The sequence below is a fragment of the Erwinia pyri genome, assembly GCF_030758455.1.
Lineage (GTDB): Bacteria > Pseudomonadota > Gammaproteobacteria > Enterobacterales > Enterobacteriaceae > Erwinia > Erwinia pyri.
Map to the genome: position 1 here is coordinate 4,171,491 of NZ_CP132353.1, position 26,828 is coordinate 4,198,318.

A 26,828-nucleotide genomic window follows, 5' to 3' on the forward strand; every position below is an offset into this window, starting at 1 on the left:
TTTGATGTGGGTTCGGAATCGGAATTGGATTTTGTCGTGGATTTAGGTTTTCTGTAACAGGCAACACCAATGCTGATGGGAAGGGAGAGGGGGCTGATAAGCAAAAGCTAAGCGGCATGGACGCCGCTTCGCAGCCCCCACGGAAGGGTTCACGGCGTTTTTGTGTTCAGCCCCCTCTCCCTGACCAAGCCACCTGCCCTCCAGACAACTTGCCCCCGCCAAACTTTGAAGCGGATCACAATTACCATCGAATCCCACGCATTCTGATTGCGCACGCTGTGCATTCCCTGAACAATACTAAAACGTAATGTTACCGGTAACAATGTTAACAAACGGCGTGCCTTTTCACTTTGGGAGCTGAGCTATGAGCAATCAACATCACCGAATCTATGTCGTTATGGGCGTTTCCGGCAGCGGCAAATCTGCCGTCGCCGCCAGCGTTGCACGCCAGCTCTCCGCGGGCATGCTCGATGGCGATTTCCTCCATCCGCGCGACAACATTCAGAAAATGGCGGCGGGCATGGCGCTGGATGATGGCGATCGTGCGCCCTGGCTTAGCGCCCTTAATGATGCCGCTTTTGCCATGCAGCGCACCAACAGCGTGTCGATCATCGTTTGCTCTGCCCTGAAAAAGCACTACCGCGATCGCCTGCGGGCCGGTAACAGCAACCTCTCGTTTATCTATCTGCACGGGGATTTCCCGGTTATTGAAGCGCGCCTTGCCGCACGCAGCGGCCATTTCTTCAAAACCCAGATGTTGGTCAGCCAGTTCGCTGCACTTGAGCAGCCTGGCGCGGAAGAGAGCGACGTGAAAATCATCGACATCAATCAGCCGCTGGAGCAGGTGATTGCCGATGCCGTTGAACATATTCAACACTTCCAGCCACAGGAAGCCTGCGCATGAATACCGTTCACCCCATCATTGCGCAAGTCACGCAACGCATTATTGATCGTTCCGCAGAGAGCCGAAGCGCCTATCTGGCGCGTATTGAGGCCGCCCGATCCAAAACCGTGCAGCGCGCCAAACTGGCCTGCGGCAACCTGGCGCACGGGTTCGCTACCTGCCAGCCTGACGATAAAACAGCGCTGAAAAATATGGTGCGCAGCAATATCGCCATTATCACCGCTTACAACGACATGCTTTCTGCCCACCAGCCCTATGAAACTTACCCGGATAAAATCCGCCGCGCCCTGAGCCAGGTGGGTGCTGTGGGTCAGGTAGCGGGCGGCGTGCCTGCGATGTGTGACGGCGTGACCCAGGGCCAGGACGGCATGGAGCTGTCGCTGATGAGCCGCGATATTATCGCCATGTCCGCTGCGGTCGGTCTCTCCCATAACATGTTCGACGGCGCCCTGTTCCTGGGGATCTGCGACAAAATCGTGCCGGGTCTGGTTATGGCGGCCCTCTCCTTCGGTCATCTGCCGGCGCTGTTTATCCCGGCCGGCCCGATGAGCAGCGGCCTGCCGAATAAAGAAAAAGTCCGCGTGCGCCAGCTCTATGCCGAAGGCAAAGCCGATCGACAGGCTCTGCTGGAGGCGGAAGCGGCCTCCTATCATGGTATTGGTACCTGTACCTTTTACGGCACCGCTAACACCAACCAGATGGTTATGGAAGTGATGGGTCTGCACCTGCCCGGCTCTTCCTTTGTCCATCCCGATACGCCGCTGCGCGAGGCGCTGACTGAAGCCGCCGCCCGCCAGGTGACGCGCCTGACGGAAACCTCCGGCAATTACCTGCCCGTGGGCAAGCTGATTGATGAAAAAGTGGTGGTAAACGGGATTGTGGCGCTGCTTGCCACGGGCGGCTCTACCAACCTGACCATGCATATGGTGGCGATGGCGCGCGCGGCGGGCATTCAGATTAACTGGGATGACTTCTCCGATCTCTCCGAAGCCATTCCGCTGCTGTGCCGCATCTATCCCAATGGTCCGGCGGACATTAACCAGTTCCACGCCTCTGGCGGCGTAGCTTTGCTGGTACGTGAGCTGCTGAACCACGGCTTACTGCATGAAGATGTTGAAACCGTGGCCGGATCCGGTCTGCATCGCTATACCCAGGAACCCTGGCTGGATAACGGGAAGCTGGCCTGGCGTGAAGGCAGCGAAATATCGCTGGATGAGAAGGTGATCGCATGCGTATCACGCCCCTTTGAGCAGCATGGCGGCACAAAAGTGCTGCAGGGCAACCTGGGCCGCGCGGTGATGAAGACCTCTGCGGTGCCGGCTGACAATCAGATTATCGAAGCGCCCGCAGTGGTGTTTGAAAGCCAGCATGATGTTGTGCCCGCGTTTGAGGCTGGAGAATTGAATCAGGATTGCGTGGTCGTGGTGCGCTTTCAGGGTCCGCAGGCCAACGGCATGCCGGAACTGCATAAGCTGATGCCACCGCTTGGTGTGCTGATGGATCGCGGCTTTAAGGTGGCGCTGGTCACCGATGGCCGTTTATCTGGCGCATCGGGCAAGGTGCCTTCAGCCATCCATGTCACCCCTGAAGCCTGTACCGGCGGCCTGCTGGCCAAAGTCCGCAGTGGCGACATCATCCGCGTTAACGGCCGCACGGGTGAGCTGACGCTACGGGTTGATAACGACGAGCTGGCGGCACGAACCGCCTTTCAGCCAGACCTGAGTGCTGAACATATTGGCTCCGGACGCGAGCTGTTCAGCGCGCTACGCAGCCAGCTTTCGGGTGCCGAACAGGGTGCCTGCTGCATCAAATTTTAATGGAGAACCCTTTATGAATAACTGGAAAACCAGCGCTGAGCAGATCCTGACTTCCGGTCCGGTCGTCCCGGTGATCGTTATCAATAAGCTGGAATATGCAGTGCCGCTGGCGAAAGCATTAGTGGCAGGCGGCGTACGCGTGCTGGAAGTGACGCTGCGCACGGCCTGCGGCGTGGAGGCCATCCGGGCCATTGCTCAGCAAGTGCCGGAAGCGATCGTCGGTGCGGGTACGGTGATCAATTCGCAGCAGCTGCAGCAGGTTACCGAAGCGGGTGCGCAGTTTGCGATCAGCCCCGGCCTGACGGAGGATCTTCTGAAGGCGGCCAGTGCAGGTTCGATCCCGCTGATCCCCGGGATCAGCACCGTTTCTGAACTGATGCTGGGGATGGATTATGGCCTGCGCGAGTTTAAATTCTTCCCGGCGGAAGCGAACGGCGGTGTTAAGGCGCTACAGGCGATTGCCGGCCCCTTCCCTCAGGTCCGTTTCTGCCCGACGGGCGGTATCTCCCCCGCCAACTACCGTGATTATCTGGCGTTGAAAAGCGTGCACTGCATCGGTGGCTCCTGGCTGGTGCCCAACGAGGCGCTGGAGACAGGCGATTATCACCGTATTACCATGCTGGCTCGTGAAGCGGTAGCAGGCGCCTCCGCCTGATCCTGCCGCAGAGCCTGGCTTACCGTCAGGCTCTGCGGATAACGCTGGCAAAAACGCTGTCGGCGGCGATAGGCAAACACATCTTCGATATGCCCTTCCCGGATCCGCTGTTGCAGAGCACGCCAGAATTGGGCGGTAAACAGCTCTGCATGCATCTCCTCGAACAGGCGCGCAATAGCGGGATCGACACAGAGATAATGGCGGAACTCCTGCGGAAAAATATCCTCCGGCGAGACGCTGTACCACGGCTCGTGACTCAGCTCATCTTCCGGATAACGGGAGGCAGGAATTTCACGGAAATTCACCTCCGTCATGTAACTGATTTCATCGTAATCATAAAACACCACCCGTCCGTGCCGGGTCACGCCGAAGTTTTTATAGAGCATATCGCCAGGGAAGATATTGGCGGCGGCAAGCTGCTTCACGGCGTTGCCATACTCCTCAATCGCTTCGCGGCGCTGCTGCTCATCCGCCTGCGCCAGCCAGAGATTCAGCGGCATCATGCGTCGCTCCAGGTAGAGGTGGCTGACGATCACTTTGTCACCCTGCAGCTGAATTTTCTCCGGGATCTCCTGCTGCATTGCCAGCCACAGCGGCTCGCTGATGCGCGCTCTCTCCAGCGCAAAATTTTCAAACTCCTGGGTATCCGCCATACGCCCCACGCGGTCATGCTCTTTCACCAGCTGATAGCAGGCTCTGACCCGCTCCGGCGTGACCTCTTTTTGCGGCGCAAAGCGATCTTTAATCACCTTGAACACCCGTTCGTAACCGGGCAGCGTGAAGACCAGCATCACCAGCCCCCGTACGCCGGGTGCGATGACATAAGGCTCCGTGGTGGCCGCCATGAACTGCAAATACTCACGATAGCATTCGGTTTTGCCATGCTTCTGGCAGCCAATTGCCATGTAGAGCTCAGCGGTGGTTTTTCCGGGCAGGATCTCGCGTAACCACGCCACCAGCGCGGCGGGCAACGGGGCACCGACCATAAAATAGGCGCGGGCAAAGCCAAACACGATGCTGGCTTCACGCTTGCGCGTCAGGCAGGTATCGATCAAAAGCTCACCCCGCTCGCTGCGATGTATCGGCAGCAGGAAGGCATAAACGCCGCTGCTGAGCCGCAGTTTCGCCACCAGCCAGGCCGCCTTGTTGCGGAAAAAAAGCTCGTTTGCCACTTCAAGCGATCCCTCATCCAGCTCCTGCTGTGCGAAGTTTTCCCGCAGATGGGCGATCACAAAGCCAATGTCACGCTGAAGATCCTCCCAGGGCAGACGCAGCGGCAGGTCGGACAGAACGCGACTGAGTAATGCCTGCCAGTTCTTATCAGCGCGGAACGTTTTTGCCAGCGGGCGGGAGAGGATGCGCTCTCTGTCCGGCTGCGAGCTGAAGATAAACAGCCTCTCAGGCGTCAGCAGTTGATGACCATACAGTCGGCAATAGACTGAATTAAAAAAACTTTCGGCGATTTCAAAACGAGGGTAATCAGGCAACAAGCTGGTGTAAATGGCCTTCACCCGTAACAGAAAATCACCGTCAACATCCGGCCCGCCGGTGATGTGGCGTAGCTGCTCTACCACCAGCCCCACGTGACGGTCATAAAGATGAATACGCGCCTTCATTGCGGCCTGCACGGCGCTCCAGTCCGCCTGTTCAAAACGGTGCTGGGCCCCCGATGTCACCTCCAGAAAGCGACCGTACTGCGCATCAAATCCCTGCAGGATGGTGTGTGCTATCAGCGTTTCCAGTGATGACATAAGGGCCTCCTTCAGATAATCAGAACTGCTGCTCTTCCGTCGACCCGGTCAGCGCCGTAACCGATGAGACGCCGCCCTGGATGATAGTGGTCACGCTGTCGAAATAGCCTGTTCCCACTTCCTGCTGATGCGAGGAGAAGGTGTAACCCTGTTCACGCGCGGCAAACTCCGGCTGCTGGACCTTCTCCACGTAGTGACGCATCCCTTCACCCTGCGCATAGGCCTGCGCCAGATCGAACATGTTGAACCACATGCTGTGGATCCCCGCCAGCGTAATGAACTGGAAGCGGTAGCCCATCTCGCTCAGCGCCTGCTGAAAACGGGCAATGGTGGGATCGTCGAGATTTTTCTTCCAGTTAAAGGAGGGCGAACAGTTGTAGGCCAGCAGCTTACCCGGGAAGCGGGCATGGATCGCTTCGGCGAAGCGTCTGGCCAGTGTCAGATCTGGCGTAGAGGTTTCGCACCACAATACGTCGGCATAAGGCGCATAGGCCAGACCACGGCTGATTGCCTGCTCAATACCTGCATGCGTGCGGAAGAAGCCTTCAGGCGTGCGCTCACCGGTGATGAACTGGTGGTCATAGTCATCGCAGTCAGAGGTGATCAGGTCGGCGGCATCCGCATCCGTACGGGCGATCAGCACCGTTGGCACCGCCATCACGTCCGCCGCCAGCCGGGCCGCAACCAGCTTCTGAATCGCTTCCTGCGTCGGCACCAGCACCTTGCCGCCCATATGGCCGCATTTCTTGGCAGAGGCGAGCTGATCCTCGAAATGCACGCCGCCAGCGCCCGCCTGAATCATCGCCTTCATCAGCTCAAAAGCATTCAACACGCCACCAAAACCCGCTTCCGCATCTGCGACAATCGGCAGGTAGTAATCCACATAACGCGGGTCGCCCGGCTCAATCTGATTTGCCCACTGGATCTGGTCGGCGCGCTGGAAAGTGTTATTAATCCGCTCCACGACGCAGGGCACGGAATTGGCCGGATAGAGCGACTGGTCCGGATACATGCTGCCTGCCAGATTGGCATCGGCCGCCACCTGCCAGCCGGAGAGATAGACAGCCTCAATGCCAGCTTTGGCCTGCTGCAGCGCCTGCCCGCCGCTCAGGGCGCCCAGGCTGTTGATATAGCCTTTTTTCGCCCCGCCGTTCAGCAACGTCCAGAGTTTTGCCGCCCCGTTTTGAGCCAGGGTACAGGCCGGATTCACCGAGCCGCGCAGTTTAATCACCTCTTCAGCAGAGTAAGGACGAGTGATACCTTCCCAGCGGCTATCGCGCCAGGTTTGCTCAAGCTGTTCGATTTGTTGGGTACGTGGAGTCATAGCGCTATCCCCTGTTGATCAGTGAAGTAAGCTGTAGCCGGGCAGAGTCAGGAACTCCACCAGCTCGGGTTCGGTGGTAATACGTTCCATCAGCGCAGCGGCCTCGCTGAAACGTCCCTGAGCGAAATGTTGATCGCCCAGCTCCTGCTGGATGACCAGCATCTCTTCGGCCAGCATCCGGCGAAACAGCGCTTCAGTCACCTGTTCGCCGCTGGTCAGCGTTTTACCGTGGCGGATCCACTGCCAGATAGAGGTGCGGGAAATCTCAGCCGTGGCTGCATCCTCCATCAGCCCATAGAGAGGCACGCAGCCGTTGCCGGAAATCCATGCTTCGATGTACTGCACCGCCACGCGGATATTGGCGCGCATGCCCGCCTCGGTGCGTTCGCCAGCACAGGGGGCCAGCAGCTGCTCCGCTGTCACAGGCGCATCCTCTTCACGCCGCACATCAAGCTGATTTTGCCTGTCGCCCAGCGCCGCATCGAAGACCGCCATTACCGTATCCGCAAGGCCCGGATGGGCAATCCATGTGCCGTCGTGACCGTTTGCCGCTTCCCGCGCTTTATCCGCCTTCACCCGATTGAGTACCCACTGATTGCGCTCCTGCTCTTTGCTGGGGATAAATGCCGCCATGCCCCCCATCGCCAGGGCGCCACGCCGGTGACAGGTTTTGATCAGCAGTTTTGAGTAAGCCTCCAGAAAGCCCTTTTCCATCGTCACGGAGTGACGATCTGGCAGGATGCGATCGGGATGATTTTTCAGGGTTTTGATGTAGCTGAAGATGTAGTCCCAGCGGCCGCAGTTCAGCCCGACGATATGATCGCGCAGGTTGAAAAGGATCTCATCCATCTGAAATACCGCAGGCAGCGTTTCGATCAGCAGCGTGACTTTGATCGTGCCGCGCGGCAGATCGAAACGATCTTCGGCATAGCTGAAGACCTCGCTCCACCAGGCCGCTTCCTGCCAGCTTTGCGTCTTGGGCAGGTAGAAATAGGGGCCGCTGCCTTTGGCCAGCAAAGCATCGACGTTATGGAAAAAGTAGAGGGCAAAATCGAACAGGCTGCCCGGTATCGCCGCGCCGCGCCAGGTCACATGCTTTTCCGGCAGATGCAGTCCGCGTACCCGGCAGACAAGCACCGCGGGATCGGGTTTCAGCTGATAGATTTTCCCGGCTTCGTTGCTGTAGCTGATGGTTCCGTTGACCGCATCGCGCAGGTTGATCTGCCCTTCGATCACTTTCTCCCACGACGGTGCCAGCGAGTCTTCAAAGTCCGCCATAAACACATTCACGTTGGCGTTGAGCGCATTGATCACCATTTTGCGCTCGACGGGGCCGGTAATTTCTACCCGCCGGTTTTGCAGATCGGTCGGGATACCGCGAATTTTCCACTCAGATTTTTTTATGGAATCCGTTTCCGAAATAAAATCCGGCAACTCTCCCTTATCAAAACGCTGCTGCTGCTCTGCTCTTGCCAACAGCAATTCCGTACGCCGGGGCGTGAAGCGCGCCACCAGTTCACCGAGAAAATCGACTGCTGCATCCGTCAGGATCTGCTTTTCTGCCTGAACAAATGGGCGCTGGAACACCAGCTCCGTGCTAATAACCTGTTGTGTCATAGCTCTACTCCCGTCACCGATCGCATGGGAAAGCGTCCTTTGCGGGACGCTCTGCTGCTGGGTAATTTTTAACCCGCCAGGACAAGATATAATTATCTAAAATATAAAATCAAAAACTATTTCCATTTTATTTCTTTATTCAGTTTAACTATTTGAATTTAAATGCAATTAATTTTATTAATTAAAAGAAATGGCTTTCACACTATGTTTTTATTGGCAGGGTTCTGAGGAAAAAGCATGCAGGATCAACAGGATCAGGAGATTTGCGGGTGGCGATCGTGGAGGGAAAAAAGCAATAAAAAAAGGCCCGATCCTGACGATCGCGGCCCCTTTTTGCTGTAGCGGGAATTAATCCAGGCTGGGGTTCATATGGCGCAGATCAAACGGCGTGATCTGATAAACATAGTAGTTAAGCCAGTTGGAAAACAGCAGATTACCGTGGCTACGCCAGCTGGCACGCGGCGGAAGCTCAGGATTATCCTGGGGGAAATAATTATGGGGAATTTCCGGGTGCAGACCCGCTTCATAGTCGCGATGATATTCCCCGGAGAGCGTCAGCGCATCATATTCAGGATGGCCGGTGACGAACGCCAGCCGTTTGTCTTTGCTGGCAAACAGATAGGCCCCGGTCTGCTCCGATTCCGCAAAGATTTCCAGATCGGTGTAATCACGCAGCAGCTGCGTAGGGAAATCGGCATAGCGGGAATGAGGAGCCAGGAAGGTGTCATCAAAGCCGCGCGTCAGAAGCGCATGCGGATGCAGGATCTGATGATCATAGACGCCAGATAATTTGGTTTCCCGCGTCTGTTTTGGAATGCCATACAGGATATTCAGCGCGGCCTGCACGGCCCAGCAGACAAACAGCGTGGAGGTAACATGCTCTTTCGCCCAGTGCAGCACCTTCTGGATCTGCGGCCAGTACGCTACATCATCGAAATCAACCAGTCCCAGGGGGGCGCCAGTAACGATCAGCCCATCGTAATTATCATGCTGAATATCTTCAAAATTGCAGTAGAAGTTATTCAGATGCTCCATCGGCGTATTGCGGGTTTCACGGCTGTCGATACGCAGCAGCTGAATGTCGATCTGCAGCGGCGAGTTAGAGAGCAGGCGAAGAAACTGGTTCTCGGTCTCAATCTTTTTCGGCATCAGATTCAGTACCAGCACTTTCAACGGGCGGATCTCCTGCGTGCTGGCCCTGGTTGAGGTCATCACAAAGACATTTTCGTTGCGCAGAAAATTCACGGCTGGTAATTCATCGGGTACCCTGATTGGCATAACCTTGTTTCCTCATTTAACCATTTATACGTTTAGACATCCAGACAGCCAAAGATAGCGCGGCAGCCGCTGAATGTCGAGGTCTCATCAGCTAGTTGAAAATGTTTCATCTCTGATCGCTGAACATCTCGACAAACGGCAGCGTCACCGCCGCGTCTGAACTGGCATGGCGATAAAGCAGCCAGGTACGGCTTTTTACGGCTTCTCCGCCGACCGCTATCGGCATGCGGAACAGCTCCTCTGCCAGCGGCTGATAGCTGGAAACAATGGCGTAGCCCAGTCCCCGCTCGACCATAGCCAGGCAGACTTCCAGCTTGTCCACGCTCATCGCCACCCGGGGCGCCAGCGTATAACTGGCATTCCACCATCGCTCAATCAGTTTAGTGATGTGCCCACCGTGATTGATTTTGATCTGCGGCAGATGGGGTAACAGCGCCAGATCGATGGGCTGGCGGTTGATCAGGTAATAATCATCCTCATCGACCAGCCTTTTCCCCTCTTTCCAGCCGTAATCATCTTTGACCAGCGCCAGATGCACATCCCCACGCTGAAGCTTGAGGAACATCTCTTCACTGAGACCGCTCACCAGGTGCACATTGATACCCGGATGCCGCTGGCTGAACCCGGCTAACAGATCGGGCAGCCGGTAAGCGGCATAGTTACTGGAGACGCCTATCCGCAGCTCCCCCTGCTGAGGTCCATTGAGGCTTTGCAGCGTAGTGCGTAACAGCTGAAGTTCATCCAGTACCGTCTGGGCATGCTGCGCCAGATAACGCCCCTGAGCGGTGAAGGTCAGACCGCGGCCTCCCTCTTCAAAGAGCTGGATCGCCAGCTTGCGTTCAATCTGCCGCAGGCGATAGCTCAGCGCAGGCTGGGAAGTAAAGAGCACATCCGCTGCACGGGTTATGTTCTTGTACTGCCAGACAGTGCGAATAATCAGCCAGTCTTTTTCGTTCATCGTGCCCTCGCCCCCCTGAAAACCTTCATCCATAAAATATTTTTTGCCTGCATGATGCAAGCCATAAAAAAGCTCAATTGGGCAGCGAGCAAAAAAAAGCCTATATCTTTTTAACGCTCTGGTTTTACAGAATTTAACTGCACCTAATTGGGGAGCCATTATGTCGGAACGCACCATCAGCGCGCAGAAAGATAAAATTATTTATGCGCTTGAGCAGATTAGCCCGGCAATGCGCGACCTGGCGCTGAGTCTGCATCAACACCCGGAACTCAGCTTTGCAGAGCATCGCTCTGCGGCTGAACTGATCGCCCCTCTGCGCCAGGCGGGATTCACCATCGAAACCGGCACGGGCGGCCTTGAGACGGCATTCCGGGCCAGCTGGAAACAGGGGACGGGCGGCCCGACGATTGCTTTCCTCGCAGAATATGACGCCTTGCCAGAATTAGGTCATGCCTGTGGCCATAACCTTATCGGCACTGCCTCTGTGGCAGCGGCGCTGGCGCTGAAAGCCGCGCATCTGGAGTTCAACGGATCTGTTGAGGTGATTGGCACACCTGCAGAGGAGGATGGCGGCGGTAAGATCATCATGGTTGAGAAAGGAGTATTTGATGATGTCGATGCCGTCATGATGTTTCATCCGCGCGAGAAGAATATGGTGCTGCGCGGTGCACTGGCCTGTCATGACTCCACCTTTAAATTTTATGGCAAAGCGGCGCATGCGGCTTCTGCACCGCAGCTGGGCATCAGTGCGCTGGACGCGGTTATTCATACCTTTAACGGGATCAACGCGCTGCGTCAGTTCTTTACTGATGATGTACGCGTACATGGCGTGATCACCCATGGCGGCAGCGCGGCGAATATCGTCCCGGCCTATGCCGAGGCTAAATTTATTCTGCGTGCCGCAACGGTTGGCGCGCTTAGCGAGGTACGCCGCAAAGTTTATGCCGCCGTGCATGGCGCAGCAGAGATGAGCGGCGCACGCGTGGAGATAGAAGAGGGGCTGATCTACGCCGAGCGCAACAACAATCTGGCGCTGGCGGCCCGGTTCACTGACAACCTGGCGTTACTCGGCGTGGAAAGCTACGACCCGCCGGCCAGAGGCGGCGTAGGATCATCCGATATTGGCAACGTCAGCCAGGTCACCGCCGCCATTCATCCCTATCTGCGCATTGGCGACGTCACCCCGCATACGCCTGAATTTGCGGAGGCAGCCGGATCTGCAGCGGGTCTTGAAGCCATGCTGACAGCAGCAAAAGCCTTAGCGATGACGGCGTATGACTTATGTCACGACGAAGCGCAGTTAGCCGCAGTGAAAAACGAATTTATTCAGTGGCATTCACAAACGATTCTGGCAGGAGAGAAACAATGATTAAGGTAACTCGTACTCTGGCGCTGGCCTCGCTGGCACTCTGCTGTTCCTCTGCGCTGGCGGCGGGTGAAACCCTGCGCGTGGGCGCCGACCTCACCTATCCCCCGTTCCAGTACCGTGATGTGAATGGTAAGCCGACAGGCTTTGAAATCGATATCACTAACGCCGTCTGCAAAGCGATAGCGGTAAAATGCGAATATGTCGTCAGCAGCTTTGATGCTGAAATCCCTTCGCTGATGGCAAAGAAGGTAGACTTTATTTCGCCCCTCGGCGCGACCATAAAACGGAAGAAGTCGATCGACTTCAGCCACTTCATTTATCACGTTCCTTCACAGCTGGTGGCGCATAAGGGAACAAATCTGCAGCCTACGGTTGAATCTTTGCAGGGTAAAAATATCGCCGTACAGCAGGGATCAATTCAGGAAATGTACGCCAATAAATACTGGGCACCGAAAGGCGTGGAGATCAAAACTTATCCCGATCAGGATGTGATTTATCAGGATCTGGCTGCTGGCCGCCTGGATGGGGCGCTCAGCCCGGCGGTGGCCGTTACTTTCGGTTTTCTGCAGAAGCCGGAAGGAAAGGACTTTGCCTTAACCGGCCCGGAAGTACGGGATGACGTCCTGTTCAGTATTGGCTCCGCTTACGGCCTGCGCAAGGGCGATGAGAAAACGCAGCGCATGCTGAACGAAGGACTGGCTAAAATCATGGCCGACGGCACGTGGCAGAAGATCAAGCAGCACTATTTTGGCGATATCGAAATGAAAGTAACGCGTACGGAGAAAACGGATGCTGCCGAGTGAAGCTGACAGCACCACGCTGATCTCGCTGATGGAAAGCCTGCTGGATAGCTTTGAGTCGCTTAACCGCCTGTCAGGCAGTGAAGAGGCTGAACGCTCGGTGGATATCCTTATCCGGCAGCTTCGTGCCCTCGGGCTTTCTCCGATCCGGGAAAGCTGCAAGCTGTGGCTCAGCGATCCGGTGATGGGATCGCTGACGGTACCCGATTTTCCCGGCTGGCAGGGAAAAGCAAAAACGCGATCCTTTTCCGCTTCCTGCCCTGCAGGCGCAGAGGGCGAGCTGTTCTATGATTCCCGCTCGTTACAGGCGATTCCCGATAACGCTATGGCGGCCTGGGCTGCTTCCGTGCGCGGGAAAATCGTTATCGCCGATCAGGCCTTTGAGGAGTATGTGCAGCGTCTTTGCCAGGCCGGTGCGCTGGGAGTAGTGCATATCTGGGGATCGGCTGAAGAGGCTCTGCATGAAGAGACAGTCGGCCCCGTCTGGGGCACACCGGTGCCGGATGACCTCGCGCTTTATCCGTCGGTGCCGGTGATTTCCGTCAACCATCAACAGGGCCATAATTTGCTGGAGTGGCTTAATCAGCAAAAAAGCCCGGTCAGTGCAGTAATCAGGACCGAACTTAATCAGCACGTTGCTGACTGTAGTATGCCCGTTGTTGATATACCCGGTGAGAGCGATGAATTTGTCCTGCTCTCCTCTCACTACGACTCCTGGCATCAAGGCGTGACCGATAACGCTACGGGCAATGCTTTATGCCTTGCCGTCGCCGCTCATTTTCATCGGCTACAGCCGCAGCTGAAGCGTGGATTACGTATCGCCTGGTGGCCGGGACATTCTAATGCCCGTTATGGCGGATCAACCTGGTATGCTGACCGCTACCGGCAGCTGCTCCAGCAGCAGTGTGTGGCTCATCTCAATGTCGATTCGCCAGGCTGTAAAGGTGCTACGGAAGTGGTGGTGAATGCCAGTGGCGCGGAGGAGTTATCCTTCCTTAATAGATCAATACGCAACATAACGGGTAAAGATGCCCGACGCATTACGCCGCTGGGGAAAGGTGGCGATCAATCCTTCTGGGGCTGTGGCATTCCTTTGCATTTCGCCTTCCGCGAGGAGCCGGAGATCAGGACCAGCCAGTCACCGGGCAGCGGCGGAGGATGGTGGTGGCATACGGAAGCCGATACCCGGGATAAAGTAGAGAGCGCATTGCTATGGCGCGACTGCCAGATCCATATCGGCTGGCTGCATGAGTTACTGGTTGAGGCGGCATTGCCGGTTGATCCCTGCCGTTATCTGACGCAGCTGCTTGAGGAGCTGGAGAGCCTGCAAAGCGCGCTGGATCCCCAGTTTGATCTGGACCTAATTAAGGAGAGTTTACTGACGCTGCGCCAGCAGATAGCGCCCCTTGCAGGCAGCAAAGAACAGCAGCATCAGAACGTGGTTAAGCAGGCGGTTGCTCTGTGGCATCGGGCACGTTATAGCTCAACCGACGATTTTCATTATGATCGCAGCTACCGGGGCGGCGCCTGGCCAGGATTACAGATCCTGCGCGACCATAAGCTGGAGAGCACTTCACCGCAGACCTTCCTGATGCTGACCACGCAATATTATCGTCAGCGCGACCGGGCGGTGAGTTTATTGCAGGCCAGTCTGGATCTGCTTTCACAGGCTGAATAACGCAAAAATCCCCAACCTTTCGGTTTTCACAGACTCAATAACGCAAAAAACCCCAACCTTTCGGTTGGGGTTATCGCTTTATTTGATGCCTGGCAGTTCCCTACTCTCGCATGGGGAGACCCCACACTACCATCGGCGCTACGGCGTTTCACTTCTGAGTTCGGCATGGGGTCAGGTGGGACCACCGCGCTAAAGCCGCCAGGCAAATCTTTATCCGATTAATCGGCATTGTTACTGGTGCTGATACCCAGAGTCGAACTGGGGACCTCACCCTTACCAAGGGTGCGCTCTACCAACTGAGCCATATCAGCACGCTTATTTCTGTCAGAAAACGGTTTACTCACGTTTACTGCTTTTTAATTTAATGCCTGGCAGTTCCCTACTCTCGCATGGGGAGACCCCACACTACCATCGGCGCTACGGCGTTTCACTTCTGAGTTCGGCATGGGGTCAGGTGGGACCACCGCGCTAAAGCCGCCAGGCAGATTCTGTCATTCACGCCGCCCTCACAGGCCGCGCAAATCAATCCGTCACAAGCTGAAAATCTCTGTTGCGTCTCTCAGACGCCCACCAGAACGCTTCTGGTGTTGTAAGGTTAAGCCTCACGGGTCATTAGTACCGGTTAGCTCAACGCATCGCTGCGCTTACACACCCGGCCTATCAACGTCGTAGTCTTCAACGTCCCTTCAGGGGCCTTAAAGGCCCAGGGAAGATTCATCTCGAGGCAAGTTTCGCGCTTAGATGCTTTCAGCGCTTATCTTTTCCGCACTTAGCTACCGGGCAGTGCCATTGGCATGACAACCCGAACACCAGTGGTGCGTTCACTCCGGTCCTCTCGTACTAGGAGCAACCCCTCTCAATCTTCCAGCGCCCACGGCAGATAGGGACCGAACTGTCTCACGACGTTCTAAACCCAGCTCGCGTACCACTTTAAACGGCGAACAGCCGTACCCTTGGGACCTACTTCAGCCCCAGGATGTGATGAGCCGACATCGAGGTGCCAAACACCGCCGTCGATATGAACTCTTGGGCGGTATCAGCCTGTTATCCCCGGAGTACCTTTTATCCGTTGAGCGATGGCCCTTCCATACAGAACCACCGGATCACTAAGACCTGCTTTCGCACCTGCTCGAGCCGTCACTCTCGCAGTCAAGCTAGCTTATGCCTTTGCACTAACCTCACGATGTCCGACCGTGATTAGCTAACCTTCGTGCTCCTCCGTTACTCTTTGGGAGGAGACCGCCCCAGTCAAACTACCCACCAGACACTGTCCCCACGCCGGATCACGGCGCCAGGTTAGAACATCAAACGTTAAAGGGTGGTATTTCAAGGTTGGCTCCACGCAGACTGGCGTCCGCGCTTCAAAGCCTCCCACCTATCCTACACATCAAGGCTCAATGTTCAGTGTCAAGCTGTAGTAAAGGTTCACGGGGTCTTTCCGTCTTGCCGCGGGTACACTGCATCTTCACAGCGAGTTCAATTTCACTGAGTCTCGGGTGGAGACAGCCTGGCCATCATTACGCCATTCGTGCAGGTCGGAACTTACCCGACAAGGAATTTCGCTACCTTAGGACCGTTATAGTTACGGCCGCCGTTTACCGGGGCTTCGATCAAGAGCTTCTCCTTGCGGATAACCCCATCAATTAACCTTCCGGCACCGGGCAGGCGTCACACCGTATACGTCCACTTTCGTGTTTGCACAGTGCTGTGTTTTTAATAAACAGTTGCAGCCAGCTGGTATCTTCGACTGGCTTCAGCTCGGGGAGTAAATCCCTCCACCTACGCGCCAGCGTGCCTTCTCCCGAAGTTACGGCACCATTTTGCCTAGTTCCTTCACCCGAGTTCTCTCAAGCGCCTTGGTATTCTCTACCTGACCACCTGTGTCGGTTTGGGGTACGATTCTGTGTTACCTGATGCTTAGAGGCTTTTCCTGGAAGCAGGGCATTTGTTGCTTCATCACCGTGGTGACTCGTCATCACGCCTCAGCCTTAAAGCGTTCCGGATTTGCCTGGAACGCAAGCCTACACGCTTAAACCGGGACAACCGTCGCCCGGCCAACATAGCCTTCTCCGTCCCCCCTTCGCAGTAACACCGAGTACAGGAATATTAACCTGTTTCCCATCGACTACGCCTTTCGGCCTCGCCTTAGGGGTCGACTCACCCTGCCCCGATTAACGTTGGACAGGAACCCTTGGTCTTCCGGCGAGCGGGCTTTTCACCCGCTTTATCGTTACTTATGTCAGCATTCGCACTTCTGATACCTCCAGCAGTCCTCACAGACCACCTTCAACGGCTTACAGAACGCTCCCCTACCCAACAACACCTAAGTGTCGCTGCCGCAGCTTCGGTGCATGGTTTAGCCCCGTTACATCTTCCGCGCAGGCCGACTCGACCAGTGAGCTATTACGCTTTCTTTAAATGATGGCTGCTTCTAAGCCAACATCCTGGCTGTCTGTGCCTTCCCACATCGTTTCCCACTTAACCATGACTTTGGGACCTTAGCTGGCGGTCTGGGTTGTTTCCCTCTTCACGACGGACGTTAGCACCCGCCGTGTGTCTCCCGTGATAACATTCTCCGGTATTCGCAGTTTGCATCGGGTTGGTAAGCCGGGATGGCCCCCTAGCCGAAACAGTGCTCTACCCCCGGAGATGAATTCACGAGGCGCTACCTAAATAGCTTTCGGGGAGAACCAGCTATCTCCCGGTTTGATTGGCCTTTCACCCCCAGCCACAGGTCATCCGCTAATTTTTCAACATTAGTCGGTTCGGTCCTCCAGTTAGTGTTACCCAACCTTCAACCTGCCCATGGCTAGATCACCGGGTTTCGGGTCTATACCCTGCAACTTAACGCCCAGTTAAGACTCGGTTTCCCTGCGGCTCCCCTATACGGTTAACCTTGCTACAGAATATAAGTCGCTGACCCATTATACAAAAGGTACGCAGTCACACCACAAGGGTGCTCCCACTGCTTGTACGTACACGGTTTCAGGTTCTGTTTCACTCCCCTCGCCGGGGTTCTTTTCGCCTTTCCCTCACGGTACTGGTTCACTATCGGTCAGTCAGGAGTATTTAGCCTTGGAGGATGGTCCCCCCATATTCAGACAGGATGTCACGTGTCCCGCCCTACTCATCGAACTCACAGTAAGTGCAGCTTCGTGTACGGGAGTATCACCCTGTACCCTGCGACTTTCCAGACGCTTCCACTGCTGCACAAACTGATTCAGGTTCTGGGCTGTTCCCCGTTCGCTCGCCGCTACTGGGGGAATCTCGGTTGATTTCTTTTCCTCTGGGTACTTAGATGTTTCAGTTCCCCAGGTTCGCCTTGCAGCACTATGTATTCATGCTGCAATGATGCACGAGTGCACCGGGTTTCCCCATTCGGGTATCGTCGGGTATAACGGTTCATATCACCTTACCGACGCTTATCGCAGATTAGCACGCCCTTCATCGCCTCTGACTGCCTAGGCATCCACCGTGTACGCTTAGTCACTTAACCTCACAACCCACAAGCGTCCCGGAGGACACTGCTGTTGCAGGCATTTGAGAGACTCGAACGCATCGTTCTGTTCACCCTTATTACGGAGGGTAAACACGACGCGTCGTTTCAATTTTCAGCTTGTTCCGGGTTGTTAAAGAGCAAATATCTCAAACGTGACTCGTCCTTGCGGAGAGAATCAGTTTTGAGATACGGTTGATAATGTCTTTCACTCATTATCAGGATGGCGTCCCCAAGGGGATTCGAACCCCTGTTACAGCCGTGAAAGGGCAGTGTCCTGGGCCTCTAGACGATGGGGACTCTGTTACTGTTGCTCATTACTTCTATCAGACAATCTGTGTGGACACTACGCGGGAAAGTATCTTCAGGTAAGGAGGTGATCCAACCGCAGGTTCCCCTACGGTTACCTTGTTACGACTTCACCCCAGTCATGAATCACAAAGTGGTAAGCGCCCTCCCGGAGGTTAAGCTACCTACTTCTTTTGCAACCCACTCCCATGGTGTGACGGGCGGTGTGTACAAGGCCCGGGAACGTATTCACCGTAGCGTTCTGATCTACGATTACTAGCGATTCCGACTTCACGGAGTCGAGTTGCAGACTCCGATCCGGACTACGACGCACTTTATGAGGTCCGCTTGCTCTCGCGAGGTCGCTTCTCTTTGTATGCGCCATTGTAGCACGTGTGTAGCCCTGGCCGTAAGGGCCATGATGACTTGACGTCATCCCCACCTTCCTCCGGTTTGTCACCGGCAGTCTCCTTTGAGTTCCCGCCATCACGCGCTGGCAACAAAGGATAAGGGTTGCGCTCGTTGCGGGACTTAACCCAACATTTCACAACACGAGCTGACGACAGCCATGCAGCACCTGTCTCACGGTTCCCGAAGGCACTAAGGCATCTCTGCCGAATTCCGTGGATGTCAAGGCCAGGTAAGGTTCTTCGCGTTGCATCGAATTAAACCACATGCTCCACCGCTTGTGCGGGCCCCCGTCAATTCATTTGAGTTTTAACCTTGCGGCCGTACTCCCCAGGCGGTCGACTTAACGCGTTAGCTCCGGAAGCCACGCCTCAAGGGCACAACCTCCAAGTCGACATCGTTTACGGCGTGGACTACCAGGGTATCTAATCCTGTTTGCTCCCCACGCTTTCGCACCTGAGCGTCAGTCTTTGTCCAGGGGGCCGCCTTCGCCACCGGTATTCCTCCAGATCTCTACGCATTTCACCGCTACACCTGGAATTCTACCCCCCTCTACAAGACTCTAGCCTGCCAGTTTCAAATGCAGTTCCCAGGTTAAGCCCGGGGATTTCACATCTGACTTGACAGACCGCCTGCGTGCGCTTTACGCCCAGTAATTCCGATTAACGCTTGCACCCTCCGTATTACCGCGGCTGCTGGCACGGAGTTAGCCGGTGCTTCTTCTGCGGGTAACGTCAATCGGTAAGGTTATTAACCTTACCGCCTTCCTCCCCGCTGAAAGTACTTTACAACCCGAAGGCCTTCTTCATACACGCGGCATGGCTGCATCAGGCTTGCGCCCATTGTGCAATATTCCCCACTGCTGCCTCCCGTAGGAGTCTGGACCGTGTCTCAGTTCCAGTGTGGCTGGTCATCCTCTCAGACCAGCTAGGGATCGTCGCCTAGGTGAGCCGTTACCCCACCTACTAGCTAATCCCATCTGGGCACATCCGATGGCGTGAGGCCCGAAGGTCCCCCACTTTGCTCTTGCGAGGTTATGCGGTATTAGCTACCGTTTCCAGTAGTTATCCCCCTCCATCAGGCAGTTTCCCAGACATTACTCACCCGTCCGCCACTCGTCACCCGAAGAGCAAGCTCTTCTGTGCTACCGTCCGACTTGCATGTGTTAGGCCTGCCGCCAGCGTTCAATCTGAGCCATGATCAAACTCTTCAATTAAAAGTTCGATTTGCTTAAACAAGTTAAGCGGTGCTCAAGTGTAAAACACTCATAATGAATTTCATTATGTGTTCACTCTTAAGACTTGATATTTTCTGCGCCCTGCGGCGCTGATATCAATCCTGCGAGTGCCCACACAGATTGTCTGATAAATTGTTAAAGAGCGTTGCGGTAAGCGCCCTGAGGCGTTACTGCGAGGTGGCGTATATTACGCTTTCCTCCTTCGGAGTCAACAACATTTTTCAGAAGTTTTTCTCCGGCGGTTCAGCTTCCTGACCCTCTCAACCCGGCGGCCGGTAAGCCGTTGTTCCGTGTCGATGGAGGCGCATTATAGGGAGTTCCTGACGGCTGACAACCCCTAAATTGCGAAAAATAGCGCGTTCGCTGCAATCCCCAGCAAAAGGGCTGTTTATACGCAGTTATGCACAAACTTATCCACACTGACCGGCTTGCATTAAATTAGACAAGCGCCACGCAAACGTTTTCGCTACAATGCCACCGCAAAATATTTGCCTCTGTTAAGGGCGTTACCTGAGGCCGAATTCATTCTCCCTCTATATAGAGTAAGGAAAATGGCTAAGCTTGAGGTAACGATCTTATCTATGCGAACTAAAGCCAAGGGATAAACCTCATGCAACAACCTCGTCCTGTACGCCGCGCTCTGCTGAGCGTGTCTGACAAAGCCGGTATCCTCGAATTTGCTCAGGCGCTCTCAAGCCGTGGTGTCGAGCTGCTCTCCACCGGCGGCACCGCACGCCTGCTGGCAGATGCTGGCCTTCCCGTCACTGAAGTGTCTGACTATACCGGTTTCCCGGAAATGATGGATGGACGCGTCAAAACCCTGCATCCCAAAGTTCATGGCGGAATTTTAGGGCGCCGTGGTCAGGACGACGAAATCATGCAGGCGCACAGCATCTCCCCTATCGACATGGTGGTCGTTAACCTTTATCCGTTTGCCCAGACTGTGGCTCGTGAAGGTTGCTCGCTGGAAGATGCGGTTGAGAATATCGATATCGGCGGGCCGACCATGGTGCGCTCCGCAGCGAAGAACCATAAAGATGTGGCTATTGTGGTGAAGAGCAGTGATTACCAGACCATCATTGCTGAGCTGGACGCCAACAATAATTCGCTGACGCTGGAAACCCGTTTCGACCTGGCCATTAAAGCTTTCGAGCACACCGCCGCTTACGACAGCATGATTGCCAACTACTTCGGTAGCCTGGTTCCTGCCTACCATGGCGAAACGGGTGAACCTTCCGGCCGCTTCCCACGCACGCTGAATCTGAACTTCATCAAGAAGCAGGATATGCGTTACGGTGAGAACAGCCATCAGGATGCTGCCTTCTATATAGAAGAGAACGTGACGGAAGCTTCTGTCGCTACCGCGCAGCAGGTTCAGGGGAAAGCCCTCTCCTATAACAATATCGCCGACACCGACGCGGCACTGGAGTGCGTAAAAGAGTTTACCGATGCAGCCTGCGTGATCGTCAAGCATGCTAACCCGTGTGGTGTGGCAGTGGGCAGCTCAATTCTGGATGCCTACGAGCGCGCATACAAAACCGATCCTACCTCTGCGTTTGGCGGCATCATCGCCTTTAACCGCGAGCTGGATGAAGCTACCGCTCAGGCCATTATCAGCCGCCAGTTTGTGGAAGTGATCATCGCCCCATCCGCAAGCGCTGCCGCACTGAAAATTACCGCAGCGAAACAGAACGTCCGCGTGCTGACCTGTGGCCAGTGGCAGCAGCGTCAGGCGGGCCTGGATTTCAAACGCGTGAATGGAGGTCTGCTGGTACAGGATCGCGACCTCGGCATGGTGGCAGAGAGCCAGCTGCGCGTGGTCAGCAAACGTCAGCCGACTGAGCAGGAGCTGCGTGATGCTCTGTTCTGCTGGAAGGTGGCCAAGTTTGTTAAGTCTAACGCCATTGTCTATGCGCGCGACAATATGACAATCGGCATAGGCGCAGGCCAGATGAGCCGCGTCTACTCGGCCAAAATTGCGGGCATCAAAGCGAGCGACGAAGGACTGGAAGTGAAAGGCTCCGCCATGGCGTCTGATGCTTTCTTCCCGTTCCGTGACGGTATTGACGCTGCTGCTGCCGTTGGCGTGAGCTGCGTTATCCAGCCCGGCGGTTCAATCCGTGATGAAGAAGTGATTGCCGCTGCCGACGAACACGGCATTGCGATGATCTTTACCGACATGCGTCATTTCCGCCATTAATTCCGGAGCAGAGAGAACGATGAAAATTTTAGTGATTGGTAATGGCGGACGTGAACACGCGCTGGCCTGGAAAGCCTCTCTTTCACCGCTGGCGGAGACCGTTTTCGTGGCGCCAGGCAATGCAGGCACCGCGCTTGAGCCTGCCCTGCAGAACGTGAACATCAGCGCGACCGATATCCCTGCTTTGCTTAACTTTGCGCAAAATGAGCAGATTGACCTGACCATAGTGGGACCGGAAGCGCCGCTGGTGATCGGCGTGGTGGATGCCTTCCGCGCCGCCGGTCTGAAAATTTTTGGGCCGACGCAGGCTGCCGCGCAGCTGGAAGGGTCGAAAGCCTTTACCAAGGATTTCCTGGCTCGCCACCATATTCCTACCGCGGAATATCAGAACTTTACGGAAGTAGAACCGGCGCTGGCCTACACCCGGAGTAAAGGTGCGCCGATCGTTATCAAGGCCGATGGCCTTGCCGCCGGTAAAGGTGTGATTGTGGCGATGACGCTGCAGGAAGCGGAAGAGGCTATCCAGGATATGCTGGCAGGCAACGCTTTTGGCGATGCGGGCCACCGTATCGTGGTGGAAGAGTTCCTCGACGGTGAGGAAGCCAGCTTTATCGTGATGGTAGATGGCGAGAACGTGCTGCCGATGGCCACCAGCCAGGATCACAAGCGCGTGGGCGATGCCGATACCGGTCCAAATACCGGCGGTATGGGCGCCTACTCACCCGCTCCGGTGGTCACTGATGAAATCCACCAGCGTGTCATGGATGAGGTGATCTGGCCAACCGTGCGCGGCATGGCGGCTGAAGGCAATGTCTACACTGGCTTCCTGTATGCAGGCCTGATGATCGACAAGAGCGGTCAGCCGAAAGTGATCGAGTTCAACTGCCGCTTTGGCGATCCTGAAACGCAGCCGATCATGCTGCGCATGCAGTCGGATCTGGTGGATCTTTGCCTGGCTGCCGTGGACGGCAAGCTCAATACCAAAGAGTCACTCTGGGATCCTCGTCCTTCACTGGGCGTGGTGCTGGCGGCGGGCGGCTATCCGGGCGATTACAGCACGGGCGATCAAATTCACGGTTTACCGCTGGAAGCGACGCCTGACGGCAAAGTGTTCCATGCCGGGACAACGATGCAGGATGATTTGGTCGTCACCAACGGTGGACGCGTGCTGTGCGTGACGGCGCTGGGTGAAGATGTCGCCGCGGCGCAGAAGCAGGCGTATGCCCTGGCGAAATCTATCTCATGGCAGGGGAGCTTCTGCCGTAGCGATATTGGCTATCGCGCAATCGGTCGTAAGTAATTGTTCCAGGGGCCGACGTATCGGCCCCTGTTCCTCTGTCCCGCCTTCTCTGCACTCACAAATCAGCCTCTTGCGGCTCCGTCGCACACTGATCGTCGGCTGAAACCAGAATCAGCTGCGTCCCCTTAGGCGCTTCCAGCCAGGAAATGCTCACCGGCTTGCCCGATTCCTGCTGATGCTGCGTGATATAGCGAGTAAAGAAAGGATCGAAGCTGGGCTTCTCCTCACCGCCTTTGCAAAGCGTTACCGTACCCGAAGGTGACCAGTGCCCCTGCTTCAGCCATACGCGCCCCTCCAGCAGGTCGTCGCTGATTTTGAGCATGCGCCCCGCATCGAACTGATACAGCGCCACGGCGTCCGGCGAGAGCGCCTCACGTCGCCCTTCCAGCTGGCGCTGCATAAAGCTCAGGCTGCCATCCTGATCAAACCTCAGCGTCACGTCGTCCGGGTGCTCCCCTTTGATGTGGCGTTCAATCGAGATCAGCTTCTCCTGCTGCCACAGATAATCTGTGGTTTCAGTGTTGCCTCCCGTGAATGGGGTATAGACCGTTACAAGATGGCTGGAGTGGTTAGGGTTGTCTTTACGCCAGATCCTGACGGTGCCACGGTCAGCAAGATAGCCGCTGGCGGTAAAATCAGGGCGCGTGGAGCGTGAGCTGCATCCTGCCAGCATCAGCAGCATCAGCGCGAGGGTGGAGAAGGTAAACGGGTGTCGTTTCATGGGTGTGATTATCACACATTGCGGGCGGGTTTGCCGCAGCAGGCGTAGCTGAAGCAGAGAAAAGCAGAGAACCAGAACCTTAACAAAAGGGGCTTTACGCCCCCCTGTTTAAAACTTTTCACCGTCAGACGATTACTTAACAGCGTCTTTCAGTGCTTTACCAGAAACAAATGCCGGTACGTTTGCAGCAGCAATTTTGATTTCTTTACCAGTCTGCGGGTTGCGGCCAGTACGCTCAGCACGGTGGTTAACTTTAAAGGTACCAAAACCAACCAGTTGTACAGCATCACCTTCTTTCAGAGACTCAGTAATCGCAGCCAGGGTGGATTCCAGAGCAGCTTTAGCCTGGGTCTTAGACAGGTCCGCTTTGTCCGCAATTACATCAATCAGTTGAGTCTTGTTCATAAGTTATCCTTACAGTGTATTTATCGCTTGCTAAGCATCATGTGCGAGGGAAAAACCAAATTTGGCGCTCTCCTGCATTCACGCACCGCTAGCCACATTTTTCAGCCCCCCAAATGTAGACCAGACTGGGGGCGAATGTGAAGCCTTAAGGCGCTACAAATCAGGCCTGAAGTCACGTTTTATCGTGTTATTGCTGAAAATTTATACCGATGTTACTGATCCCCGACTCCCGCAGGTCAGATCGCAGTCCTTTGATCAGGTCGAGGTCCCTCTCCTCGCAGGCGCTGAGCAGGCGGAAAATCTCCCACTGGATGTCCCACTCCTCTTCTACCGCCGGGTTCTCTTTTAACTCTTCATCGGTCATTTCACGTTCAGCCTGCGTCATTTCCAGCATCGCAACGCTGGTAATGGAGGCTTCGCTGACGGCGATCGCATGCGCCAGCGTTTCACCGCTCAGACGGGAGTGCAGCAGTTCGCTCAGCGCCACGCAGGCATCAATGGCGGGATAGACGCCATACAGGTCGTAATCCTCTGCTGCCGGAATCGCTTCTTCAAACTTTTCCAGCTGCGAATCAAAATTCACTTTGGCATCTTTGATCACCAGGGTTTCCCAGATCAGATCAAGAATACGGCGATAAATTTGCGCATCCCCAAAACCGGTCTGCTGGCAAAATGCCCAGTAGTTGGGGAACATACGTTCACACAGGCAGGCCATAAAAGTAACGTGCTGCCAGCTTTCCAGTTTCTCAAGCCGCAGGTGAATGGGATTACGTAACATGTTGGGATCTCTTAAAGATAAGTGCGCGGCCAGCAGTGTAACTGAAAAGCAGAAAGCTCACACCGTTAACCCTGCAGGCCAAGTCGGACAAAAGAGGGGCGGTTAGAGGCGACGGCATCTGCCCAGCGGGTCGGCTCGGGAAGCCGGTAGCCCTGTAAGCAAGTTTCTACCCACGTCAGGGCTGTATCTGCGCTAACGCGATGCCCGGAAGAGATAAACAGCGGATTACAGCGCCTCTTGCTGCGCAGCACCCAGCCAATCTGCTCGCCTTTGTCGATCAGCGGCTGCCGTTCGCCCGGCTCATCGCCCAGCGGCTCGAACTTGCCGCACAAACGACGTTTGGCCACGCCGATAGTGGGCACGTCCACCAGCATGCCAAAATGGCTGGCTACGCCCAGGCGGCGCGGATGCGCAATTCCCTGTCCGTCAACGAATAACAGGTCGGGACGCTGCTCAAGCAGCTCCCAGGCGGCCAGCAGCGCAGGATATTCGCGGAAAGAGAGATAACCGGGGATATAAGGCATGGTGGTGGCGATACGGGCCACCCGGTGCTCTACCAGCTTCAGTGAGGGATACTCCAGAATAACGAGGGCGGCGCGTGTCACCTCGCCCCCCTGCTCAAATCCCACATCGGCGCCACCAATATAGCGTGGAGGCATAACGTCGAAGTCATCTTCGCGAACGACTTCCGCCGCCCGCGTTAACTGTTCCTGCTTTAATGCCTGAATATCCATACTTACCCCTGATGGTAAGGGCGTGACAGTTTGTGGACAGCCTCCACAAATACGCCCGCGTGTTCCGGTGGCACATCCTGATGGATGCCGTGGCCCAGGTTGAAGACATGCCCGGTGCCCTGACCAAAACCTTCAAGAATGGTCGCCACTTCCTGTTCGATGCGTGCAGGTGCAGCATAAAGCATGGAAGGATCCATATTGCCCTGCAGCGCCACTTTATCGCCCACCCGACGACGCGCATCGGCGATGTCGGTGGTCCAGTCCAGCCCCAGCGCATCACAGCCGGTCGCAGCCATCGCTTCCAGCCACTGGCCGCCGCCTTTGGTGAACATCGTCACCGGCACGCGGCGCCCGTCGTTTTCACGCTGCAGGCCATCGATAATTTTGTGCATGTAATGCAGAGAGAACTCCAGATAATCGCGTCCGGTCAGCACCCCGCCCCAGGTATCGAAGATCATCACCGACTGCGCGCCAGCACGGATCTGCGCATTGAGGTAGAGCGTAACGCTCTCTGCCAGCTTATCCAGCATCAGATGCAAGGTTTGCGGCTCCGCATACATCATCTTTTTGAGTTTGGTGAAAGCTTTACTGCTGCCGCCTTCGACCATGTAGGTCGCCAGCGTCCAGGGGCTGCCGGTAAAGCCGATTAACGGCACTTCACCGTTGAGATTTTTGCGGATGGTCCGCACGGCGTTCATCACATAGCCCAGTTCCTGCTCCGGATCCGGTACCGGCAGCTTTTCAACATCTGCACGACAGGTTACTGGCGAGGAGAAGCGTGGGCCTTCACCGGCTTCAAAATAGAGACCTAAACCCATGGCATCAGGAATGGTCAGAATATCCGAGAACAGGATCGCCGCATCAAGCGGGTAACGCCGCAGCGGTTGTAGAGTCACTTCGCAGGCCAGCTCGGCATTTTTGCAAAGCGACATAAAATCGCCGGCAACGGCGCGGGTGGCTTTGTACTCTGGCAGATAGCGACCGGCCTGACGCATCATCCACACAGGTGTGACATCAACAGGCTGGCGCAGCAGCGCGCGCAGATAACGATCGTTCTTCAGTTCACTCATCTTTAAAGGCTCTCTCAAATTCAGGCGCGCAGTATAGCAT

The 26,828-nt window shown here is 55.7% G+C and carries 18 protein-coding genes, 2 tRNA genes and 4 rRNA genes; 8 read left to right on the forward strand and 16 right to left on the reverse strand.

Annotated features, from left to right (window positions below; genetic code table 11):
- Positions 1-364 precede the first annotated feature (364 nt).
- Genes gntK through Q3V30_RS19775 form a run of 3 tightly spaced genes read left to right on the forward strand, consistent with a single transcriptional unit; the run spans position 365 to position 3,376 of the window.
- On the forward strand, positions 365-904 hold the full coding sequence (gene gntK / locus Q3V30_RS19765; RefSeq protein WP_306208731.1) for a gluconokinase: 540 nt from the start codon (positions 365-367) through the stop codon (positions 902-904).
- Complete coding sequence (edd, locus tag Q3V30_RS19770; protein ID WP_306208732.1) at positions 901-2,721, forward strand: phosphogluconate dehydratase; 1,821 nt, start codon at positions 901-903, stop codon at positions 2,719-2,721. The genes gntK and edd overlap by 4 nt, the downstream gene beginning before the upstream one ends.
- 13 nt (positions 2,722-2,734) lie before the next feature.
- Positions 2,735-3,376 carry a bifunctional 4-hydroxy-2-oxoglutarate aldolase/2-dehydro-3-deoxy-phosphogluconate aldolase gene (locus Q3V30_RS19775; RefSeq protein ID WP_306208735.1) on the forward strand — a complete coding sequence of 214 codons (642 nt, stop codon included), beginning with the start codon at positions 2,735-2,737 and terminating at the stop codon, positions 3,374-3,376.
- On the opposite strand, the gene aceK is transcribed toward Q3V30_RS19775, so the two are convergent.
- The 5 genes from aceK to Q3V30_RS19800 all read right to left on the reverse strand — a co-directional run bounded on the left by aceK (position 3,325) and on the right by Q3V30_RS19800 (position 10,304).
- Positions 3,325-5,127: a bifunctional isocitrate dehydrogenase kinase/phosphatase gene (gene aceK, locus Q3V30_RS19780; RefSeq protein WP_306208736.1), complete on the reverse strand. Its 1,803-nt coding sequence runs from the start codon at positions 5,125-5,127 to the stop codon at positions 3,325-3,327. The genes Q3V30_RS19775 and aceK overlap by 52 nt on opposite strands.
- A gap of 19 nt (positions 5,128-5,146) precedes the next feature.
- On the reverse strand, positions 5,147-6,451 hold the full coding sequence (gene aceA / locus Q3V30_RS19785) for an isocitrate lyase (protein WP_306208738.1): 1,305 nt from the start codon (positions 6,449-6,451) through the stop codon (positions 5,147-5,149).
- A gap of 18 nt (positions 6,452-6,469) precedes the next feature.
- Complete coding sequence (gene aceB / locus Q3V30_RS19790) at positions 6,470-8,068, reverse strand: malate synthase A (RefSeq protein ID WP_306208740.1); 1,599 nt, start codon at positions 8,066-8,068, stop codon at positions 6,470-6,472.
- A 348-nt stretch (positions 8,069-8,416) separates the two neighbouring features.
- Positions 8,417-9,346: a homoserine O-acetyltransferase MetA gene (gene metA, locus Q3V30_RS19795; RefSeq protein WP_306208743.1), complete on the reverse strand. Its 930-nt coding sequence runs from the start codon at positions 9,344-9,346 to the stop codon at positions 8,417-8,419.
- 106 nt (positions 9,347-9,452) lie between these two features.
- The gene (locus Q3V30_RS19800; RefSeq protein ID WP_306208745.1) at positions 9,453-10,304 is read right to left on the reverse strand and encodes a LysR family transcriptional regulator; all 852 of its coding nucleotides are present in this window, start codon (positions 10,302-10,304) and stop codon (positions 9,453-9,455) included.
- Between the two features lie 160 nt (positions 10,305-10,464).
- Between Q3V30_RS19800 and Q3V30_RS19805 the strand changes: the two genes are divergently transcribed.
- The 3 genes from Q3V30_RS19805 to Q3V30_RS19815 are packed head-to-tail and all read left to right on the forward strand — an operon-like array spanning position 10,465 to position 14,151.
- The gene (locus Q3V30_RS19805) at positions 10,465-11,673 is read left to right on the forward strand and encodes a M20 family metallopeptidase (RefSeq protein ID WP_306208747.1); all 1,209 of its coding nucleotides are present in this window, start codon (positions 10,465-10,467) and stop codon (positions 11,671-11,673) included.
- Complete coding sequence (locus Q3V30_RS19810; protein WP_306208749.1) at positions 11,670-12,476, forward strand: transporter substrate-binding domain-containing protein; 807 nt, start codon at positions 11,670-11,672, stop codon at positions 12,474-12,476. The genes Q3V30_RS19805 and Q3V30_RS19810 overlap by 4 nt, the downstream gene beginning before the upstream one ends.
- Positions 12,463-14,151, forward strand: coding sequence for a M28 family peptidase (locus Q3V30_RS19815; protein ID WP_306208750.1), 1,689 nt, complete (start codon positions 12,463-12,465; stop codon positions 14,149-14,151). Before Q3V30_RS19810 ends, Q3V30_RS19815 begins: the two co-directional genes overlap by 14 nt.
- 87 nt (positions 14,152-14,238) lie before the next feature.
- On the opposite strand, the gene rrf (Q3V30_RS19820) is transcribed toward Q3V30_RS19815, so the two are convergent.
- From rrf (Q3V30_RS19820) to Q3V30_RS19845, 6 genes are all read right to left on the reverse strand, one after another.
- A 5S ribosomal RNA gene (rrf, locus tag Q3V30_RS19820) occupies positions 14,239-14,354 on the reverse strand.
- Positions 14,355-14,386: 32 nt separating this feature from the next.
- Positions 14,387-14,462 (reverse strand) — tRNA-Thr (locus Q3V30_RS19825).
- Between the two features lie 55 nt (positions 14,463-14,517).
- A 5S ribosomal RNA gene (rrf, locus tag Q3V30_RS19830) occupies positions 14,518-14,633 on the reverse strand.
- Between the two features lie 109 nt (positions 14,634-14,742).
- Positions 14,743-17,647, reverse strand: a 23S ribosomal RNA gene (locus Q3V30_RS19835).
- Between the two features lie 224 nt (positions 17,648-17,871).
- Positions 17,872-17,947 (reverse strand) — tRNA-Glu (locus tag Q3V30_RS19840).
- A 69-nt stretch (positions 17,948-18,016) separates the two neighbouring features.
- Positions 18,017-19,559 (reverse strand): 16S ribosomal RNA (locus Q3V30_RS19845).
- The 16S, 23S and 5S rRNA genes sit together here with 2 tRNA genes alongside, the layout of an rRNA operon.
- A gap of 631 nt (positions 19,560-20,190) precedes the next feature.
- Between Q3V30_RS19845 and purH the strand changes: the two genes are divergently transcribed.
- Positions 20,191-21,780, forward strand: coding sequence for a bifunctional phosphoribosylaminoimidazolecarboxamide formyltransferase/IMP cyclohydrolase (gene purH / locus Q3V30_RS19850; RefSeq protein ID WP_306208752.1), 1,590 nt, complete (start codon positions 20,191-20,193; stop codon positions 21,778-21,780).
- A gap of 19 nt (positions 21,781-21,799) precedes the next feature.
- Entirely contained in the window at positions 21,800-23,080 is a 1,281-nt protein-coding gene (gene purD / locus Q3V30_RS19855; protein ID WP_306208754.1) for a phosphoribosylamine--glycine ligase, read from the forward strand.
- Between the two features lie 55 nt (positions 23,081-23,135).
- Here the strand turns inward: purD and Q3V30_RS19860 are convergent, their stop codons facing one another.
- The 5 genes from Q3V30_RS19860 to hemE all read right to left on the reverse strand — a co-directional run bounded on the left by Q3V30_RS19860 (position 23,136) and on the right by hemE (position 26,788).
- Positions 23,136-23,801 carry a DUF1481 domain-containing protein gene (locus Q3V30_RS19860; protein ID WP_306208757.1) on the reverse strand — a complete coding sequence of 222 codons (666 nt, stop codon included), beginning with the start codon at positions 23,799-23,801 and terminating at the stop codon, positions 23,136-23,138.
- A 132-nt stretch (positions 23,802-23,933) separates the two neighbouring features.
- Positions 23,934-24,206, reverse strand: a complete 273-nt coding sequence (gene hupA, locus Q3V30_RS19865; RefSeq protein ID WP_002438605.1) for a nucleoid-associated protein HU-alpha — start codon at positions 24,204-24,206, stop codon at positions 23,934-23,936.
- A gap of 187 nt (positions 24,207-24,393) precedes the next feature.
- Positions 24,394-24,984, reverse strand: coding sequence for a YjaG family protein (locus tag Q3V30_RS19870; protein ID WP_306208772.1), 591 nt, complete (start codon positions 24,982-24,984; stop codon positions 24,394-24,396).
- 65 nt (positions 24,985-25,049) lie between these two features.
- Positions 25,050-25,718 (reverse strand): deoxyribonuclease V, encoded by a 669-nt coding sequence (nfi, locus tag Q3V30_RS19875; protein ID WP_306208774.1) that lies wholly within the window; start codon positions 25,716-25,718, stop codon positions 25,050-25,052.
- A gap of 2 nt (positions 25,719-25,720) precedes the next feature.
- Positions 25,721-26,788, reverse strand: coding sequence for a uroporphyrinogen decarboxylase (gene hemE, locus Q3V30_RS19880; RefSeq protein WP_306208776.1), 1,068 nt, complete (start codon positions 26,786-26,788; stop codon positions 25,721-25,723).
- Positions 26,789-26,828 lie beyond the last annotated feature (40 nt).

Coding starts and splice junctions, on each gene's coding strand:
- purH (WP_306208752.1), top strand. CDS start 20,191: ATGCAACAACCTCGTCCTGTACGCCGCGCTCTGCTGAGCGTGTCTGAC.
- hemE (WP_306208776.1), bottom strand. CDS start 26,788: ATGAGTGAACTGAAGAACGATCGTTATCTGCGCGCGCTGCTGCGCCAG.
- Q3V30_RS19815 (WP_306208750.1), top strand. CDS start 12,463: ATGCTGCCGAGTGAAGCTGACAGCACCACGCTGATCTCGCTGATGGAA.
- edd (WP_306208732.1), top strand. CDS start 901: ATGAATACCGTTCACCCCATCATTGCGCAAGTCACGCAACGCATTATT.
- metA (WP_306208743.1), bottom strand. CDS start 9,346: ATGCCAATCAGGGTACCCGATGAATTACCAGCCGTGAATTTTCTGCGC.
- Q3V30_RS19805 (WP_306208747.1), top strand. CDS start 10,465: ATGTCGGAACGCACCATCAGCGCGCAGAAAGATAAAATTATTTATGCG.
- nfi (WP_306208774.1), bottom strand. CDS start 25,718: ATGGATATTCAGGCATTAAAGCAGGAACAGTTAACGCGGGCGGCGGAA.
- Q3V30_RS19870 (WP_306208772.1), bottom strand. CDS start 24,984: ATGTTACGTAATCCCATTCACCTGCGGCTTGAGAAACTGGAAAGCTGG.
- aceB (WP_306208740.1), bottom strand. CDS start 8,068: ATGACACAACAGGTTATTAGCACGGAGCTGGTGTTCCAGCGCCCATTT.
- gntK (WP_306208731.1), top strand. CDS start 365: ATGAGCAATCAACATCACCGAATCTATGTCGTTATGGGCGTTTCCGGC.
- aceK (WP_306208736.1), bottom strand. CDS start 5,127: ATGTCATCACTGGAAACGCTGATAGCACACACCATCCTGCAGGGATTT.
- Q3V30_RS19860 (WP_306208757.1), bottom strand. CDS start 23,801: ATGAAACGACACCCGTTTACCTTCTCCACCCTCGCGCTGATGCTGCTG.
- purD (WP_306208754.1), top strand. CDS start 21,800: ATGAAAATTTTAGTGATTGGTAATGGCGGACGTGAACACGCGCTGGCC.
- aceA (WP_306208738.1), bottom strand. CDS start 6,451: ATGACTCCACGTACCCAACAAATCGAACAGCTTGAGCAAACCTGGCGC.
- Q3V30_RS19810 (WP_306208749.1), top strand. CDS start 11,670: ATGATTAAGGTAACTCGTACTCTGGCGCTGGCCTCGCTGGCACTCTGC.
- Q3V30_RS19800 (WP_306208745.1), bottom strand. CDS start 10,304: ATGAACGAAAAAGACTGGCTGATTATTCGCACTGTCTGGCAGTACAAG.
- Q3V30_RS19775 (WP_306208735.1), top strand. CDS start 2,735: ATGAATAACTGGAAAACCAGCGCTGAGCAGATCCTGACTTCCGGTCCG.
- hupA (WP_002438605.1), bottom strand. CDS start 24,206: ATGAACAAGACTCAACTGATTGATGTAATTGCGGACAAAGCGGACCTG.